The organism is Photobacterium sp. R1 (genome assembly GCF_054600795.1).
The window spans coordinates 17,184-33,417 of the sequence record NZ_BAAHZP010000007.1 but is presented as its reverse complement, the minus strand read 5'-3'; the positions used below and the strand labels follow the sequence as shown (position 1 = coordinate 33,417).

Below are 16,234 nucleotides of genomic sequence, written 5' to 3'. Positions count from 1 at the left end.
GAAGATCAGACGTTTACCTAAATGAGCAGCGTCTGCTACCGTGCAGAGTCTTTACACCAGACTGCCTACGTATTCGTACACAGATTTCAGAATTTTCATCTTCCGCTCGTCACTCTGGTGCTCCATCGCGATTGCTTCCAGGTTTTGCATGTAGGCTGGCAGCTTCGATTCGAAGTAATCCTGACAATGGTACTTCCACTGTTGCTGTTCCTGATGATCCAGAGTCAGCGGGAAGTTTCGCGCCCGGTAACGAAACAGGAGCGGCTTCATCCGCTTGTCATCGACTTGCAACGCCAGCTTGCCTAACTCTTCCGGGGCGGTTTCACGAATAATGTCCATCGCTGATTTGTCTGCCGCCGAGAAGAACCCGCTGTACAACTGGGTATCAACATTGTCGCTCGGTGCAAACTCTCTGTCCTGACTGAACACTGTGAGCAGTTTTTCACGGATCTGCGGTTGTGCCTTCAGCGCTTTCAGGTTGACCAGACATTGCTCCCGGTCGATTCCCAGGCGGTCTGCATCGTCAGCCGTCAGTGTTTTTGCAGGCGCCAGCACAGGGCACTTATTGATATGTACCAGTTTCAGCGGCACCGGCAGCTCATCCGGGCCTAAATCAGCACGTTTGGTGTACAGACGCTCGCGCAGGCTGTCGGCATCCAGCTCAAACAACGGCGCCGGGTCCATCGCCAGATTTACACAGATGACGGCATTCTTGTTATCCGGATGCCACGCCATGGGCACAATCCAGCTGGTGTTGCCGCATTCAGAGCCGAACATGCCTGAAATATGAACCAGCGGTGTCATCTCCGCGATATCAATGAGTTCCTGTAACTTGCGTTTATGGCGCAGGTTGAACAGATAACTGAACAACTTTGGCTGGCTGGTTTTCACTTTTTTCGCCAGTTCAATCGTTGCGTAAACGTCCGCCATGGCATCGTGCGCATTGCTGTGTTCAATGCCGTTCGCGACAGACAGATCTTCCAGCTTAAAACTCGGGAAGCCGTCTTCATTGGTCGGCCAGTTCAGACCGTCCGGACGCAGCGCATAGCAGGTGCGCATGATATCCAGCATATCCCAGCGCGAGTTGCCGCTCTGCCAGCTCCAGGCATAAGGATCGTAGAAGTTGCGGTACAGGGTATAGCGCGTGACTTCATCATCAAACCGCACATTGTTATAGCCAATCACACAGGTATTCGGCTTAGATAACTCTGCATGGATGCGGGCAATGAACTCGTGTTCCGGCAGACCTTTTTCCATGGCTTCCTGCGGTGTGATACCGGTAATCAGACAGGCTTCCGGAGAAGGCAGGTAATCGCTGGGCGGCTGGCAGTAAATCACCAGCGGCTCACCAATCACATTCAAATCCATGTCGGTTCTCACCCCGGCAAACTGGCAGGGCCTGTCTGTCGCCGGGCTGGCACCGAACGTTTCGTAGTCCAACCAAAACAATGTTGGCATATTTGTATCATTCATCGTTGTTTCCTGAAGCCGCTGAATTCATCGTAACTGTTTGTTCTCTCAGAGGCTTTTCTGTGCTGTGCAGTTTCTCTGCACAGTCGTTCATTCCAGAGCAATCTCGGATTGGGTTTGCATTTGTGTCTAAACTGCGTCCAAAAGTTTGCTCTGTGTGTCCAAATCGAACGCTTTCATGATTGTTCAATGCGGGCATGTTCAAGGATGACACCTGACGATTTCAGACTGCCGAATCAACGGAAACAGCCTGTAAATCAAGATAGGTAAGTATCCCGCAACTCCCCTGAAGGAGGCAAGGCTGATACATCAAATCATGACGGAATTGCGGGAATCGGGGAGCAATTCTGCAATGACGAGGGGCGGTGGGAGGGAATTCGTGGTTCTGGAGGATGATTCTGTCTGTATTTTCCAGCAACGGATCTGTCTGAATGATTGGAAAAGCAAGTTCAATCAACAAATGAAAGATAGGGAACATTCCAGACTGTTTAAATTCCTGTGGGCAAGACTGGCTATGACCTATTTCGATTTCTTCAGGCATAGCCGCTTAGGCTTCTCTTCATTTGGATCAATTGAAGATCCTCCGATAAACCTTATAGGATGATTCAAAAATGGAAAAAAATGCTCAAATCGGGCAGATCGACGCTCGTCTGGTGCAAGCTGCACGCCTCGTACCGCAACAGGTTGGACAGGTGAAGTTGAGTAAAACGCAGCTGCGAGTGCTGCAATCAATGAGAAAAGGTGAGCAGGTCACACCGTCACAAATAGCGGATCGTTGTGACCTGTCGAACTCATGGGCGAGTACGTTACTGCGTCGGCTCTCTGAAAAAGCCTATGTCACCCGCCAGGCATACGCGTGTCCGGCGGGTGGGGTGGAATACGTGTACGTTATCGCCTGACAGGTGTATTAAAAAACGTAGGTTCTTCTGGAGGCGAAAATACTGCAAACGAGGCCAACTCCCGCGATAGAAAAATTTTTCGGCCGCTATGGTCATCACCAACAGGTGCCCAGAGTGGCCATTTTTGTTGATGAGCCTCAAAGAGCGTTATGCGTAACATGACTTGATTAACGTTTAATTGATTGAAAGTGGAATTAGTTAGTAGGAGTTCTATATTTCGATTTATTGGATGTGTAGGTGTTTAGCAAGGTTTTGCCCCAAAATAGTTTAGAGCCAGCACTCTTTACGACTGATACTGCGTGTATTTGCCCTACTAACAGTAATCACTTTTACACGCCATAAATCTTAAAAACATTCCATCTGCCTGATAATGCTGCCAGTTGCATACATTTGATTGTGATAGTATCCGAAAAGTCAGTAACATCAATTTAAAGGAGGAAAGCATTGGCTAGACGAGGTAGTGGTTTACTAACGGCTATAAAGGTTGTCAGGAGATAGATAGAGCCAAAAACAAGCTGCACGTTAATCCCAGCGCAGGCAGAAAGCTCGTGAACGAGCGCATGCTCAGGCAGTAAGAGAGCATTGAGAGGGAAGTGCGAGAAGCTTGCAATGGAAAGGGAGTTGATTAAGGAGCGTCAAGCTGAGGGCATAGCGGCAGCTAAGGCTGCGGGTAAACACATTGGTAGACCTAAAGCACTGGTGACTAGAGAGAATGTTCAGAAGCTTTTGTGTCCCAAAAGTTCAAGCAGCCAAGGACTTAGGGATAGGTAGGGCTACGCTGTATACGTTGCTTGATGCATAGTGATGGTATAATGCATTGATGTACTTAACGAAAGGGAAGGTTATTGATGGCAATCTACGAACTTTACTCCACTAGAAATAAAGCAAAATACCCAGAGGTGTACCAGTATGCGGACGTGGGCGACAGGTTAAGAACTCAGGTGGCGCAGATTCTGATTGCTGCAATCGGAAGCAGAATAAACTATGGGGGGTACCTCACTCCTTCGGAAGGTGTTTATGTTGCTATTTTCAACATTTTAAAACGAGAGTACGGGGAGTCGAGCTTAGGTAGTCACAAGGAGGGAAGCGCGCTTTGGTTACAAGACTACTTAGAATACCATACTCCTACAGAGCAATTTATTGATGTTCTTGAGTTAGCTTGTCGATTGATTGACAAACATGTCCGCCAAGACTGGGTTAATTTTCGCCATAATGACAACCCATCTCAAGAGCCGGATGATGCACTTGAAGAGTTAAATGAACGAATGAAGCGTGCGGGTTTTGGCTACGAATTTACTGATGGGATAATTGTTCGAATCGATGAACAGTACATCCACGCGGAAGTTGTAAAACCAGCACTGTTTATACTGCAAGATTTTAAAGGTGCTCAAGAAGAGTTCCTATCTGCACATGAGCATTATCGACATGGCAATTATGAAGAATGTATCACTGATTGTTGTAAATCATTTGAGAGCTTGATGAAAGCTATCTGTCATGAGAAAGGCTGGATTGATGATAAAGAGCACGACCAGCTACCAGCAGCTAAGTTAATTCATAAATGTATTGAGAATGAGCTTGTGCCTGTATACATGCAGAATCAATTCACAGCATTCAGACAGTTGTTAGAGTCAGGTGTACCTACAATACGCAATAAGTCTGGTGGTCATGGTGCGGGTAAAGAGGTAAGAGAGATATCGCAAGGGCTAGTTATACGCTGCATTTAACGGCAACCAACATAGTGTTTCTTGGTAACTGCTACCACGAAATGAAATGATTAGAGTGAGTGCTATGCTGTGGCACTCATACAAAAACAGCGTATTCTCAAAAGGCAATAACCTATTGAAAATAAGCTGTTTCCAAACGTTTGGTGGAACTGGCAGGATTTTGGTCGATTTAGCTATCTTGTTGTGACAATAACATAACTAGTAACTCACTTTTGAAATCACACCACCATTCAATAGCTTTAACTGCTCAGTGAATCGTAGTGGCTGTATCTATCTTTGATTCCGGCGTTTTTGCTGTGTCCAACTACTGTTTGGATAAGGACTTGCTGGGCACCCATGTCATAGAATTTCGTAATAAAACTATGGCGGAATGAAGTCACATTGATGTTCATTGCTGCTGGCACAGTTAACGACTCTGTAAATAATTCTGTGTAACTGTCGGGGTTACTGAAGTGGCCAATTTTCATTGACCACTTCAACCTTTCCTTTTGAATATCTATGCATTGATAGCTTTATGAAAAGCCGATAGTCACATCCTCAAAATAATAAATGTAAACCAAAATGAATAAATTAGAGTTTATGATCTAACCAATATCTGTCCAGAACCTTGTTAGAAGTTTATCTTTTGGTGGGATAAGTCTTACAAAGGGAAGACAGGAAAATCTAATGAAATCTGGCTCCGGCTTTGTCGCCTGTCTGACCTAGAATTATGGGGGCAAAAAAGGGGCAAACGCTGCGAAAAATCACTCATATTTGGCTGGTGGGGACAAAAAAGGGGCAAATAAAAACGGGTGTGAACAATCAAGGAAGGCAAGGAAAACTGTTTTATATTAGTGTCTTACGTTGATATCGTTGATTCACGCGGTTTCAGGTGAAATTACTAAGACATTCAGCCCAATATTTGGGGTACTGTCTATATTATCTTGATATACGGTAGTTCTTATTTTCACTTTCATTATTTTTGAACGGTGTTTTAATGCTTTCAATATTGGAAGTATGAGAATTTAGTTTTGGCAGTTGAAGATAAATCAAGTGATGTCAGAATCGATTGAGTGACAAATTTACGGTATTGGCTCTTCGCAGATAAATGGCCTGTGATGCTCCCAAATCGTTAAGGAGAAAACCGTGCCCATCAAGGATGAACAAGGTAAACAAAACAACTGGCGTCAATTTTACGAGAAAGCCATCGCAAGGAAGCATGCTTTCGCAACTGAACTTGCGGTGAAGCAGAATGAATCGGGTTTGAACGTTGCGGTTGATTGTGGCTGTGGTACAGGAAGTGATATGGCCTTTCTTGTGCAGCAGGGGTATCAGGTGCATGGTTTCGATATCAATGATGAGTCAGTTGCTATCTGCCATGAGCGCTTCGAACACACGCCACAAGTGAATGTTTCACAATCGACCTTTGAGCAATTTATTTACCCGCAGGCTGGGTTGATCATTGCGCATGCCAGTTTGTTTTTTGCCGACCCCATACAATTGAAAGACACCTGGCAAGCAATAACATCGAGCATCGTAGCAGGTGGTGTTTTCTCGGGTGATTTTATGGGAACGGATGACAGCTGGGCATCTGGTTTTCACAGTGCGACAGCGCCTTTGAGCAAACAAGAAATACTTCATTTGTTCAAGGGATTTGAAATCGTTCAGTTTCAGGAACGAAATGAACCGGGGACAACGTTGATCGGGAAGGAGAAGCACTGGCATACGTTTTCTGTCGTTGCAATCAAACGACGGTAATGCTGCTGTCATGAGGATCTCTGAATCTAGATCGCGCAGCGATGCTCCGAAGGTTCAGGTTCACCAGGCTGTTTGAGTTTGATTAGACTTGCTCAAAAATCTCTTCTGGTTGTGTTGAGCCGCAGCGCTACTCAATGTGACTCACATCGAAGTCAATCTCCTGAAATTCGTCTTCATCAGTGTGGTGTACTTTCAGCGTTAAAATTTCGCCGGCCTGGAAAGGCGGTTCATTTTTGTTGGGCCGGAAAAGCAGCATTGCACGTTCAGATGCACTTGACCCTTCACCACGACCATAGAGAACGGCCTGACTGACAGGATGCTTATCATCCTGACTTTTGCCTGAGCGGAAGGCATAGACGATCTGGCTTCTGACAGGGATACGGCGCAGCCAGATACGAAGCGCGCCATCCCGGGCGGCATGAGGGGGCACAGTAATTTTCATAAGATCCTGAGTATAGCTCCCCGTGGTTGTGAAACGCTTCAACCACGGGGAAGAATTTTATTGCTTCGCAAATGTCCGTAAGGAGCAGCCGTCATATTTGATGCTGTCCGGGGCAACCACCTTGCCTTTGCCATCAAGTACGATGAGATAAATTTTCAGATCTTCCACCGACTTCTTCCTGCCGATATATCGTCGTAGTCCACGGGTGAGGTCGATCGTGTAGCGGGTATGCTCATACCGTAAGGGATGTTTGGGGCGGATATCGTATTCATCTCTCAGCGCTTGTGCCGGGTTGCAGTGACCGGGAGCGCCGTGGCATTTACCGTGACCAAAAAGCACCAGGCGTCCTGAATAACTGTCATCGTCAAAACCTGTTCCAGCGTTGCAGGCTGGATTGTCGATATAAGCACGAATTTCATAGCTGTCTTTCGGCGGATGAAGCCGCAGAAAATCAAGCTGAGCCCGGACAAAGCCGCCTTCAACCAGACCAAACGAAAGCTCTTTCGCATGGCTGGCAGCCGCGGAGAGGGATCGGGCAGGCAGCGTATTGGTGGTCCCCGTGGCTGCAACGGCAGATTCGACGGAGTTCTCGGAGTAGATGTATTTCAGGGAAGTTTCAGCATCGATCAGATCCTTGCCGACTCTGCCGTCGTACACAACTTTTTGCAGCACATGGGGAGGAATATTGGCATCCGGGTGCAATGTCTGCCAGTCGAACCAGACTTTGTCGACCATACTGTGATGCAGCCAGAATAAGGGGTCATAGGCGGCCGAGATTACGGCCCACATGTCGCCATTGTTGTCGGGTAAAGGCGAATCGTCGACACCCCCGACGAGTACGTGAATCGCACCATGGGCGCCAAAGTTGAAGTCATCCTGAAAACTCACAAAGTTGGGGTTATCCATATAGCGGTCAACATCATCCTTTAATTGGTTGATGTTCTGTTTAAACGCTGCAGGGAATCGCTGGGTGTATTGTTCTTCACCGGCTAAACCTTGCGAGAGGGTACGGTACAAACTTTTGGCACGGTTCAGCGGGTTTTCGACAGTATCGCCGTTCTGATTCTTGTAGCTTGTGTCATTGAGTAATTTCGGCAGTCCATTGGCAGCATGAGTGGATTTGTTGAACTGTGTCCAGTCCCAGTAGGGAAGCGTCAGCTCCAGATCCTTGTCTTTGCGTTTCCACTGTAATGCGGTATTCAGGGCTTTCTCAAATGAATAGAGGTAGGAACGATGCCAGGTCAGGAATGTCCGGCTGTCATCGTGACAAAGGTCCTGATCGTATCCATGGCCCCTGGCTAAAGCGTAGTAACCCCGTCGGTCACCAATGGCGAGGTCTGATATTTCATACATGGCTGCGTAAGCATCGCGTAGGTCCTGAACATCCTCCGGATTCAGGCGCAACAAATTGAAGCGGATAAGCGGAAGTCCTGCCAGCTTTCTCCGGTAGTTGAGTTTCGCGACAGTCGTCATGGTTCACTCCTGCAAGGTGGAATGGGTTGAAATGCAAAATGACTGGTTTGCACAAAAAATAATGCTCGTGTGTAGTTAATATAAGACATGAAAAAGAGGTCTGTTGCCGAAGGTGGAAAATTAGAGGGCAAGAGCAAACATGAAACGGATATTTCAAAGGCGGATCAGCTTGATGGATTCAGACGGAAAAATGAAAGTGATGAAGTTTCAACTTCAATTCCGGGAAAGAAAAATTGCGAGGCAGAGTGAAACGGGCAGGTGCGTGTTTATTGGCATGGAAAACAAAAAGAGCGCCACAAGGGCGCTCTCAATCATGTTCTTTTACGAAGAGGGCTTATACGCGCTCAACGTTAGCAGCTTGAGGACCTTTTTGGCCTTGCTCGATATCGAACTTCACTTTCTGACCTTCAGCCAGAGATTTGAAGCCTTCACCAGTGATAGCACGGAAGTGAACGAATACGTCAGCACCGCCGTTGTCTTGAGTGATGAAACCAAAACCTTTCTCGTCGTTAAACCACTTAACAGTACCAGTTGCTTTAGACATAGGATGTCTCCTGAAAATATTAGGAACAATAACGCCCAGGGGCGTGCTTCATGCCAACATAATGGATTGCTTATGGACAAGGATGTAGCTCTTCAGGACAACGGCGCTTAAGGTGAAGCGGGTGTAACGAAGTATACTTTTCACTTTGTTGCATAAATAGCGTTGCATTATAGGCAGGCCCATTAGGCCATATTGCAAGGTCGACGGCAAGGAAATAGTGAGTTTCACCTAAAAAAATCTGAGTAATTGTGATGTTAGCTTCACTTATGGTGGATTTTGAAAAGGGATTCAAGCGGTTAGCAGTGATATGAATAACGTAAATTGGTCGGATGACTGACCGGATAACGTGCAGGTACAAAAAAAGGGCCAGTCAGCCCTTTTGGTCGCTAACGTTCTGTTAACTTATATTTTTTCGACATTCGCCGCTTGCAGACCTTTCTGGCCTTGCTCAACGTCATAGGTCACTTTTTGGCCTTCGGCCAGTGTCTTGAATCCATCACCAATAATCGCGCGGAAGTGTACAAATACGTCAGCGCCACCGTTATCCTGAGTGATAAAACCAAATCCTTTTTCTTCGTTAAACCACTTAACGGTACCTGTTGCTTTAGACATGTTGTCTCCTGAATCTCTAACTCTTACGTAGCTAACCAATAATTTTTTAACGTGAATGCCAACGTACTGCTAGCTTCAGGACAACAGCCTTCAGAAAAAACCTTGACGAGAAGTGTTGCACGCGTATTGCATCTTGCCAAATCACTACTGGTATCTGGAAAGAGTAGGCTCTGATATACCAAAAGCAAATAATTAAGCGGAAGTTTGTGAGTCACCTAACAAGAAACTATGCGCATATTTGTTTTTTAACTCCTTGTCTCATAAATGAAAAACAACTGTCATCACATTGGCAAGCTATGATGACATCATTGTCTGGTTAAATATGCGATTCAAACAATGAAGTCCTGAGTGAGATCAATGAAATGAAGGGGGAATTGATTTCATTGAGATCTTACTTGAGAAGCAAGAGGGGTTTCTGATATAACCCAGATTAATTTAGGCTTTCAAGTTTCATAGTAAGGACAAAACATGAACAATATCCTGGAATTGGTTCGGCTTGCCAGACGCAGAAATAAGCTAAAACGAGAAATTCTGGATAATGACCGTAAAATCAGAGACAACCGCAAGCGTGTCGAACTGCTTGAAAACCTGATTGACTATATTCAGCCTGAAATGTCACATGATGAAATTGTCAGCATTATTGAGACAATGAAAGGCGATTATGAAGATCGTGTGGATGACCACATTATTATCAGTGCCGAGTTGTCTAAAGAGCGCCGTGAAGCCAGTAAACTGCTCAAAGAACAAAAACGAACTGAACTGGCGAGTCGTCCAACCAAGTAAATGGGTGAAAAACGCGGTTCAAATGGATCATGAAGGAAGCTGCGCTCAGGCGCAGCTTTTTTTATGGCACTTGATTAAAAAGAAAAGCCGCAAAGGCGGCTTTTTTTGAAAAGGCAAGTACGCGTACAAGGACGGTGCTTAAACAGCTAAGGTTTCAATTTGAGCTTTGGCTTGATTCAGGCCTTTGCTTGCCATTTCATCACCCATGTTCAGCGCTTCGGCGTAAACGAACTCAACATCGGTCATGCCAACAAAGCCCAGAATTGTTTTCAGGTAAGGGACCATTGTATCCGTTGCATTCCCTTGGTGCATGCCACCGCGAGAGGTGACAACAATGACTTTTTTGTTGGTCAGCAGGCCAACCGGGCCATTTTCGGTGTAAGAGAAAGTCACACCAGCACGGGCAATTAAGTCAAACCAGTTTTTTAACTGCGTCGGGATACTGAAGTTGTACATTGGCGCACCAATGATCAGCGTATCACTGGCTTCAATTTCTTCAATCAGCTGGTTTGACAGGGCAATGGTCTCTTGCTGACGCTGAGTCAGGTTATCACTGCCGCGTAAACCGCCAGCCAGTTCGCCATCCAGTACAGGCAGTGGATTAGCAACCAGGTCGCGTTCAATAATGGTTGAGATGTCGTCTGCTTTCGTATTGACCAGATGGTCGATCAGTGCATTCGATTGAGAGTAACCACCAAGGATGCTGGATTTCAGAACAAGAATTTTAGACATAACACGCTTCCTTCAATAAAAATGCTGGGGAGTTGCTGAACTTGGAACTCACTATAAAACTTGAAGTACGCAGCTAAAAGCTGAAAAAGTTGTGTAACTTGTTCAACAATTTTGAAGGAAAGGAATATCTGTACAAAGAAGACGAATAACCTGAAAGGTAAGTGACTGAAAATAAGATAAAAAATAGCCCGAAACGACTCCTGTTTCGGGCTTAGGGGAATGGCTCGTGAGAGCCTTGCGCTAACTGGTTTGTAAATGGAGATCAATTACAATATCAATCTTAGTTCACACAGTATTTTTTGCCAGTTTTAGCCCTGAGACAGCCAAGGCTACTGAGATAGAACCATTAATTAATCATCTGCTCCGAATTTAACAGCGATTCCCAGATAAACCCGTATCTCGGACCAGTTCTCTGGGCATGCCGTTTTTAATGCGGTTGCCGACCCATTTCCCCAATCCGAACGGGAAATCCTGATAGGTAACAATGACTTCACCTTTGCCTGTCATCGTTTCCGGTCGGATATCGCGGCCCATGATCCACTCATTGGCTTGCGCCTCAGTCAGAGCAATACATTGCGGTTCTTTGCCTGTTGCCAGTGTCATGATGGCTTCATGTTGCCAGCGGTAACCTTTTTTATGTTGTTCAGCCAGTTTAATGCCAATACGCTGAAAACGAATATTGTCCAGTAGCGGGCGAAGCCGGGCAGGGAAGAGCCAGATTTCCTGATCACGAAGCCAGAGTTCCCGGTCATCCGGAACCCGGAGTGAAAGATCCTGATTTAACTGGTTCAGAATCTGCTCACTTTCTTTGTGGGAAGCCGGGGAAAAAGGGAATTTGGCTTTCCGTTTTTGGGGCTGCTCGGTTTCAACGGGGGCGAGTTTGCGGATGCGTGCCACGAAAAAGCCTTCACTGTCGTAAACCTGCGGGAAAACATGCAAAAAGCCTTCTTCAGTACAGGTTTTTTCTGCGCCCTCGAAGAGTTCACTCAGCGGTTCAAACGCAACGGCCTCACCAAAGGTCTCTTTCAGATAAAGGCAGACACCCTGGTTTTCTGTCCGGTTCAGGGTACAGGTGGAATACACCATAACCCCCCCAGGTTTCAACGCCTGAAAAGCACTGACAATTAAATCACGCTGGATTGCTGCGATTTCCTCGATATGTGCCAGGCTCCAGTTCGCCATTGCATCTTCATCTTTCCGAATCGCGCCTTCGCCTGAGCATGGTGCGTCCAGCAGGATGCTGTCGAAAGCTTCTGGCGTCCAGCTGCCAAACACTTTGCCGTCGAAATGAGTCAGTGCCGTGTTGGAAACGCCACAGCGTTGCAGGTTTGCATGAAGAACCTTGATGCGGCTGGCAGACAGCTCATTGGCAACCAGCGCTCCCTCATGCTGCATTGCTGCCGCGATCTGGGTGGTTTTTGAACCGGGCGCTGCAGCCATGTCGAGCACGCAGCCAATCTGGTCGTTATCCGTCAGCAATGCGGTAACGGGCAACATGGAACTGGCTTCCTGAATATAGAAAAGCCCGGCCAGATGTTCGGGGGTATTGCCGAGTGACTCGGTTCTGGTTTCATCGTAGTCAATCCAGAAGCCTTCCTGACACCATGGGATTGGCGTGAGCTGCCAGTCTTTGTCCCGGATACGCTCCAGAAAATCGGACACTGAAATTTTCAGGGTGTTAACCCGGATACTGCGCCGAAGCGGGGTGCGGCAGCAGGCGAGAAAGCTGTCCATATCCAGACCATCTGGCAAAATCTGGCGAATGTGGTGAATGAAGTCGTCTGGAATATAAATGGACTGATGCACTTGCTTTATCTCAGTTAGAATGCAGAGGCGGCAAGTCTATAACAAACCGGCGGTTGGATATAGCCCGGTCTGGCTGAGATCCGGCAGATACGAAACAGGCAAGCACACCGGCTTGCCTGTGAGGGATGGGTTGTCGACTCCTTACTCAGCTGGAATGGCAGTGCGCCATTTTTTCCACTCAGGATTGGCTTTCTCGTGCAGCAGGAAATGGGTGCCTGTCTGAGCAGGTGCTGAGAGCGGCTGTCCCTCTGGTGTTGCCAGGGCAATCCCGCCCCGTATCAGCGTATCCACTGTTCCTGCCTGAATACTGGCGCCGGTCAGTCCCAGGCTGACATCTAATCCGGAAGTATTCCAGAATACAGTATCGGCCCGGACCAAATGGCGGAAATCAGGTTCGATTTGCGCTTCAATCAGAACCCGGTCTGCCAGCTCACCCAAGGCCACATTACTGACCTGGCCCACCTGAATGTCTCTGAATAACAAGGGCGTGCCGGGACGCACGGATGCGCGGGCAACGCTTTCCAATATGACGGTCAGGCCATTAAAGGTTTCGCTGGCCTGTTCAGAGAGTGTAAACGTCTGGCGATAGTTTCCTTCTCCGGGTTCTACTTCAATATAACTGCGAAGGATACTGTCGAGATTCTTCACTCCGGTGAGGTCAATCTTCGGTGCCACCAGCCAGAAGTGCGTTTCGGTTCGGGTCAGTGAATCTGCAAATTGCGGGAAGAGTCGGGCATCGATGGTCACCAGTCCGGTTTTAAAATCAGGTGTCAGCGTCAGGACTTTACCGACCACAACCCCCTGAAACTGAATATTGGTACCGGCCGAGATGCCTTTTGCATGGCTGGCGGTCAGGCTGATCTGAGTGCCGAATTCCTTGGCATCTTTCAGGCTGGCAAAGAGTTTGAACTGCTTGCCGACCCGGTTTGGAATGCCGCTCATGCTGTCAAAAGCAATGCCGCCTTTAATCAGGGAAGCCAAAGGGCTGGCTTTGATGTTGACGCCGCTCAGGCCAGCCTCAACTTCCACACCAGACTGATTCCAGAATACACTGCTGGCTGTAATTAAATGGCGATACTGGTTTTGAATTGCCAGTTTTATTGTGACACCGTCACGGGTCAGAGCGTATTGGCTAACTTTCCCAACCGGCAGGTTGCGATAGAGAACCGGGCTGCCTTCACTGACTGAAGGCAGGGCATCCGCAAAAAGCTGAATGGTTGTACTGCCTTGTTGCTGATTGCCTGCAAGTCGGGCCAGCGACTGATTTTTGAATAATTGATAATGTCGGCGCATTGGGCTTTGGCCTGTGCTGGTGAAAGCAATGCTGTTGCTGATCAGTTGCTCTGCCGGCGGGACTGACACATTAATCCCTTCCGGGCTGATATCAGCCTGGATGCCACCATCAATATAGAATCGGCTTTGACTGCGGACCAGTGCGGTATATTCAGGCTTGATAATGATGTCAAAACGCACCTTGTCTTTATCCAGAATGACCTGTTTTACGCTGCCGACTGTCATGCCTTTGTGCGTGACTTTGGTGCCTCTGCTGATGCCATAGCTTTGGTCTGCACTCAACTGGATACTGGCTGCACCGGGACGTTTTTCTTCCAGCTGTTCCTGAGTGAAAGCTTGAAACTGACGCGACGGTTCGCCTTCCCCCGGGAGCAGGGTGAGGAAGTTCCCTTTAATCAGATTCCCGAGATTTTTGACGCCACTCAGGGACAGATCGGCTTCTTCCAGCAGCATGCTGGTGCCCGTTGTGAGCAGGTCGCTCATGCTGGGTTCGATGGCTGCACTGGCAATAATGCGTTTTCGTTGGCGATCAAGACGCAGGTCGGAAATCTGACCAATCTGCAATCCCCTGTACACAATGGGGGCACCACCTGCACTGATGTTGTTGTTATCCGGTAATTCGATGGTAATGGCGATCCCTCGTCCGGCGGTATTCAGGTCCGGATAGAGCCGAAACAGGTGATTTGGCTGGATCGGTAAACCTTCGTCAGGGGAGTCAAAAGCGATGGCGCCTGCAATCAGCGCAGACAAGCTTTCAAACTGAACATCCACGCCATTTAAGCCAATATTGGCGCTGACACCACTGACGTTCCAGAAGCGGCTTTTGTTCGTCACCAGATTGGCATACTGAGGCTGAATCAGCACATCAATCAGAACGCGTTTCTTATTATTACTCAGGGTGTAGTTATAGACTTCACCCACCGGGATTTTTTTATAGTAAACCTGTGCGCCCACTGACACTGAGCCTAAATCGGGCGCCTGAAGCTGAATCGTCAGGCCGTCCCCAGCCGGTGTTTCTGCGGGCTGGCTGTCCAGAGCCGTGAATTCATTGGTTGGTTCCCCTCGTCCGGGCAGCAACGCAATGTAGTTGCCGGAGACCAATGCATCCAGTCCGCTGATACCAGTAATGGAGGCTTTCGGTTTCACCAGCCAGAAACGGGTGCCTTTTCGCAGGATCTGCACCGCTTCCGGGTAGATGTCGGCCGTGACATAGATACTGTGCAGATCTTCAGACAGTTTGACATCCCGGACAATCCCGACTTCCAGACCCTGATAACGAATCGTTGTCCGGCCTGCAATCAGACCGGCGGCATCTTCAAAGTGAATTGTAATCCGCTGTCCGGCTTCACTGACTGCCTGAAAAACAAGCCAGGCGGCCAGTCCCAGCGCCAGAAGCGGGAGAATCCACAGCGGAGAGATTTGCCTGTCTCTTTTGACATTGACCGGCTGTGGTTGCTGCGGGCCGACTGGCGGACCAAACGGAGACTGTGGAGGGTAGTTATTTTTTGTCATAGTTATCCCAAATCAGACGAGGATCCAGACTTTCTGCGGCTAACATGGTCAGTACCACAACCGTAGCAAAGGCAATCGCGCCAGGGCCTGGCGTGAAATCAAGAATTTGGCCACGGTCAATCAGTGCGACCATGATGGAAATGACGAACAGGTCCATCATGGACCATTTACCAATCCATTGAATAATACGGTACATCCTCATTCGGTAAATATGATTGATATTTCTTTTGAAATGAATACACAGCAGGATGAATGCCAGACCGAGTATTTTCGCGATCGGAACAACGATACTGGCAAAGAATATCAGCGCGGCAATGCCTTCCATGCCGGTATTAATCAGGGTGGCAACTCCGGACAGAATCGTATCTTCGAGACGTTTGCCATTATTGAGGAAAATCGAAATCGGGTAGACGTTGGCCGGGATGATAAAAATTGCACCCGTGATGAGAAAAGCCCAGGTCTTCTGAATGGAATGGGGGGCGCGATAGTGAATCGGGCTGTGACAGCGCTGACAATATTCACCTTCGGCCTGACTCATGTGGCAAGTGTGACAATGTAACTTTAGTCTGGTTCCCCGGTGTTCGGTTTCCGGCTGCCAGAGCTCCCAGTACCTTTTCACGTGGATGCGGGTCAGCATGATGACCATGAGCAGCTGCATGCTCACCAGACAAAACAGTCCGGGGCCAGCATAAATGTCGGCGTAATCTTTGACTTTGAAACAGGCAATCCCGAGGCTGACGAGATAAACATCAAACATGGCCCAGTGTTTCAGTTTTTCGATACACCACAATGAACGTTTAAAGAGTGTGAGCTGCCTTTTCGCCAGACCCAGCTGGACGCCGAGTACAGCGAGAAAAACCAAAAAAGGCGCGATTGTACTGCAAAACAGGATCAGAGCTGCCACGGCAGGAAAGTCAGCCGCAAGCGTGAAAGTGCCTGAAGGAATGGTTGCCGGAATCATCACACCGAACAGGCGTATTGTAATCAAGGGATACAGATGGGCTGGCAGAAACAATATCAGCCCAGTGACGGCAATTGCCAGGTCGCCACGCAGGGAGGGCATGCCTCCCCGGTACAGGCGTGATTCGCAGCGAGGACAGAATGCACTTTGGCCCCGGGGGGTCACCATCGGGGTTAAAGGCAAATCACAGCAAGGGCAGAGTCTTACTGTCGACATGGATGGTTCCGTCCTCTTTATTCCGGTTAA

At 48.0% G+C, this 16,234-nt stretch carries 15 protein-coding genes; 5 read left to right on the top strand and 10 right to left on the bottom strand.

Going from position 1 to position 16,234, the window contains the following annotated elements:
* Positions 1 to 51: 51 nt before the first annotated feature.
* Both sbcB and ACYP03_RS12950 read right to left on the bottom strand, forming a co-directional pair.
* Positions 52 to 1,473, bottom strand: coding sequence for an exodeoxyribonuclease I (sbcB, locus tag ACYP03_RS12955; RefSeq protein WP_248140240.1), 1,422 nt, complete (start codon positions 1,471 to 1,473; stop codon positions 52 to 54).
* Between the two features lie 220 nt (positions 1,474 to 1,693).
* Positions 1,694 to 2,011 (bottom strand): hypothetical protein, encoded by a 318-nt coding sequence (locus ACYP03_RS12950; protein ID WP_459780248.1) that lies wholly within the window; start codon positions 2,009 to 2,011, stop codon positions 1,694 to 1,696.
* A 70-nt stretch (positions 2,012 to 2,081) separates the two neighbouring features.
* Here ACYP03_RS12950 and ACYP03_RS12945 point away from each other — a divergent pair, with 70 nt between their 5' ends.
* The 3 genes from ACYP03_RS12945 to ACYP03_RS12935 all read left to right on the top strand — a co-directional run bounded on the left by ACYP03_RS12945 (position 2,082) and on the right by ACYP03_RS12935 (position 5,830).
* Entirely contained in the window at positions 2,082 to 2,369 is a 288-nt protein-coding gene (locus tag ACYP03_RS12945) for a MarR family transcriptional regulator (RefSeq protein WP_459780246.1), read from the top strand.
* A gap of 848 nt (positions 2,370 to 3,217) precedes the next feature.
* On the top strand, positions 3,218 to 4,093 hold the full coding sequence (locus ACYP03_RS12940; protein WP_459780244.1) for an STM4504/CBY_0614 family protein: 876 nt from the start codon (positions 3,218 to 3,220) through the stop codon (positions 4,091 to 4,093).
* A gap of 1,125 nt (positions 4,094 to 5,218) precedes the next feature.
* A complete protein-coding gene (locus ACYP03_RS12935; protein ID WP_459780242.1) occupies positions 5,219 to 5,830 on the top strand; it encodes a methyltransferase domain-containing protein in 612 nt (203 codons plus the stop codon).
* 127 nt (positions 5,831 to 5,957) lie between these two features.
* Here ACYP03_RS12935 and ACYP03_RS12930 read toward each other — a convergent pair whose 3' ends face one another.
* The gene (locus ACYP03_RS12930) at positions 5,958 to 6,272 is read right to left on the bottom strand and encodes a hypothetical protein (protein WP_459780240.1); all 315 of its coding nucleotides are present in this window, start codon (positions 6,270 to 6,272) and stop codon (positions 5,958 to 5,960) included.
* 57 nt (positions 6,273 to 6,329) lie between these two features.
* Positions 6,330 to 7,745, bottom strand: coding sequence for a tyrosinase family protein (locus tag ACYP03_RS12925; protein ID WP_459780237.1), 1,416 nt, complete (start codon positions 7,743 to 7,745; stop codon positions 6,330 to 6,332).
* An 87-nt stretch (positions 7,746 to 7,832) separates the two neighbouring features.
* Here ACYP03_RS12925 and ACYP03_RS12920 point away from each other — a divergent pair, with 87 nt between their 5' ends.
* Positions 7,833 to 7,994 carry a hypothetical protein gene (locus tag ACYP03_RS12920; protein ID WP_248140254.1) on the top strand — a complete coding sequence of 54 codons (162 nt, stop codon included), beginning with the start codon at positions 7,833 to 7,835 and terminating at the stop codon, positions 7,992 to 7,994.
* Between the two features lie 85 nt (positions 7,995 to 8,079).
* Here ACYP03_RS12920 and cspE (ACYP03_RS12915) read toward each other — a convergent pair whose 3' ends face one another.
* On the bottom strand, positions 8,080 to 8,289 hold the full coding sequence (gene cspE / locus ACYP03_RS12915; RefSeq protein ID WP_036752693.1) for a transcription antiterminator/RNA stability regulator CspE: 210 nt from the start codon (positions 8,287 to 8,289) through the stop codon (positions 8,080 to 8,082).
* Positions 8,290 to 8,691: 402 nt separating this feature from the next.
* Positions 8,692 to 8,901: a transcription antiterminator/RNA stability regulator CspE gene (gene cspE, locus ACYP03_RS12910; protein ID WP_036752690.1), complete on the bottom strand. Its 210-nt coding sequence runs from the start codon at positions 8,899 to 8,901 to the stop codon at positions 8,692 to 8,694.
* 468 nt (positions 8,902 to 9,369) lie between these two features.
* On the opposite strand from cspE (ACYP03_RS12910), the gene ACYP03_RS12905 reads away from it, so the two are divergent.
* Complete coding sequence (locus ACYP03_RS12905) at positions 9,370 to 9,684, top strand: DUF496 family protein (protein ID WP_248140256.1); 315 nt, start codon at positions 9,370 to 9,372, stop codon at positions 9,682 to 9,684.
* A 138-nt stretch (positions 9,685 to 9,822) separates the two neighbouring features.
* On the opposite strand, the gene ACYP03_RS12900 is transcribed toward ACYP03_RS12905, so the two are convergent.
* From ACYP03_RS12900 to ACYP03_RS12885, 4 genes are all read right to left on the bottom strand, one after another.
* Positions 9,823 to 10,416, bottom strand: a complete 594-nt coding sequence (locus ACYP03_RS12900) for an FMN-dependent NADH-azoreductase (protein WP_459780234.1) — start codon at positions 10,414 to 10,416, stop codon at positions 9,823 to 9,825.
* A gap of 369 nt (positions 10,417 to 10,785) precedes the next feature.
* Positions 10,786 to 12,222 (bottom strand): 16S rRNA (cytosine(1407)-C(5))-methyltransferase RsmF, encoded by a 1,437-nt coding sequence (rsmF, locus tag ACYP03_RS12895; protein WP_459780232.1) that lies wholly within the window; start codon positions 12,220 to 12,222, stop codon positions 10,786 to 10,788.
* Positions 12,223 to 12,363: 141 nt separating this feature from the next.
* Positions 12,364 to 15,027, bottom strand: coding sequence for a PqiB family protein (locus ACYP03_RS12890; protein ID WP_459780230.1), 2,664 nt, complete (start codon positions 15,025 to 15,027; stop codon positions 12,364 to 12,366).
* Entirely contained in the window at positions 15,014 to 16,204 is a 1,191-nt protein-coding gene (locus ACYP03_RS12885; protein ID WP_248140265.1) for a paraquat-inducible protein A, read from the bottom strand. Before ACYP03_RS12885 ends, ACYP03_RS12890 begins: the two co-directional genes overlap by 14 nt.
* Positions 16,205 to 16,234: the final 30 nt, after the last annotated feature.

Coding starts and splice junctions, on each gene's coding strand:
- ACYP03_RS12945 (WP_459780246.1), top strand. CDS start 2,082: ATGGAAAAAAATGCTCAAATCGGGCAGATCGACGCTCGTCTGGTGCAA.
- ACYP03_RS12890 (WP_459780230.1), bottom strand. CDS start 15,027: ATGACAAAAAATAACTACCCTCCACAGTCTCCGTTTGGTCCGCCAGTC.
- ACYP03_RS12900 (WP_459780234.1), bottom strand. CDS start 10,416: ATGTCTAAAATTCTTGTTCTGAAATCCAGCATCCTTGGTGGTTACTCT.
- ACYP03_RS12940 (WP_459780244.1), top strand. CDS start 3,218: ATGGCAATCTACGAACTTTACTCCACTAGAAATAAAGCAAAATACCCA.
- ACYP03_RS12925 (WP_459780237.1), bottom strand. CDS start 7,745: ATGACGACTGTCGCGAAACTCAACTACCGGAGAAAGCTGGCAGGACTT.
- ACYP03_RS12905 (WP_248140256.1), top strand. CDS start 9,370: ATGAACAATATCCTGGAATTGGTTCGGCTTGCCAGACGCAGAAATAAG.
- ACYP03_RS12950 (WP_459780248.1), bottom strand. CDS start 2,011: ATGCCTGAAGAAATCGAAATAGGTCATAGCCAGTCTTGCCCACAGGAA.
- cspE (WP_036752693.1), bottom strand. CDS start 8,289: ATGTCTAAAGCAACTGGTACTGTTAAGTGGTTTAACGACGAGAAAGGT.
- cspE (WP_036752690.1), bottom strand. CDS start 8,901: ATGTCTAAAGCAACAGGTACCGTTAAGTGGTTTAACGAAGAAAAAGGA.
- sbcB (WP_248140240.1), bottom strand. CDS start 1,473: ATGAATGATACAAATATGCCAACATTGTTTTGGTTGGACTACGAAACG.
- ACYP03_RS12920 (WP_248140254.1), top strand. CDS start 7,833: ATGAAAAAGAGGTCTGTTGCCGAAGGTGGAAAATTAGAGGGCAAGAGC.
- ACYP03_RS12930 (WP_459780240.1), bottom strand. CDS start 6,272: ATGAAAATTACTGTGCCCCCTCATGCCGCCCGGGATGGCGCGCTTCGT.
- ACYP03_RS12885 (WP_248140265.1), bottom strand. CDS start 16,204: ATGTCGACAGTAAGACTCTGCCCTTGCTGTGATTTGCCTTTAACCCCG.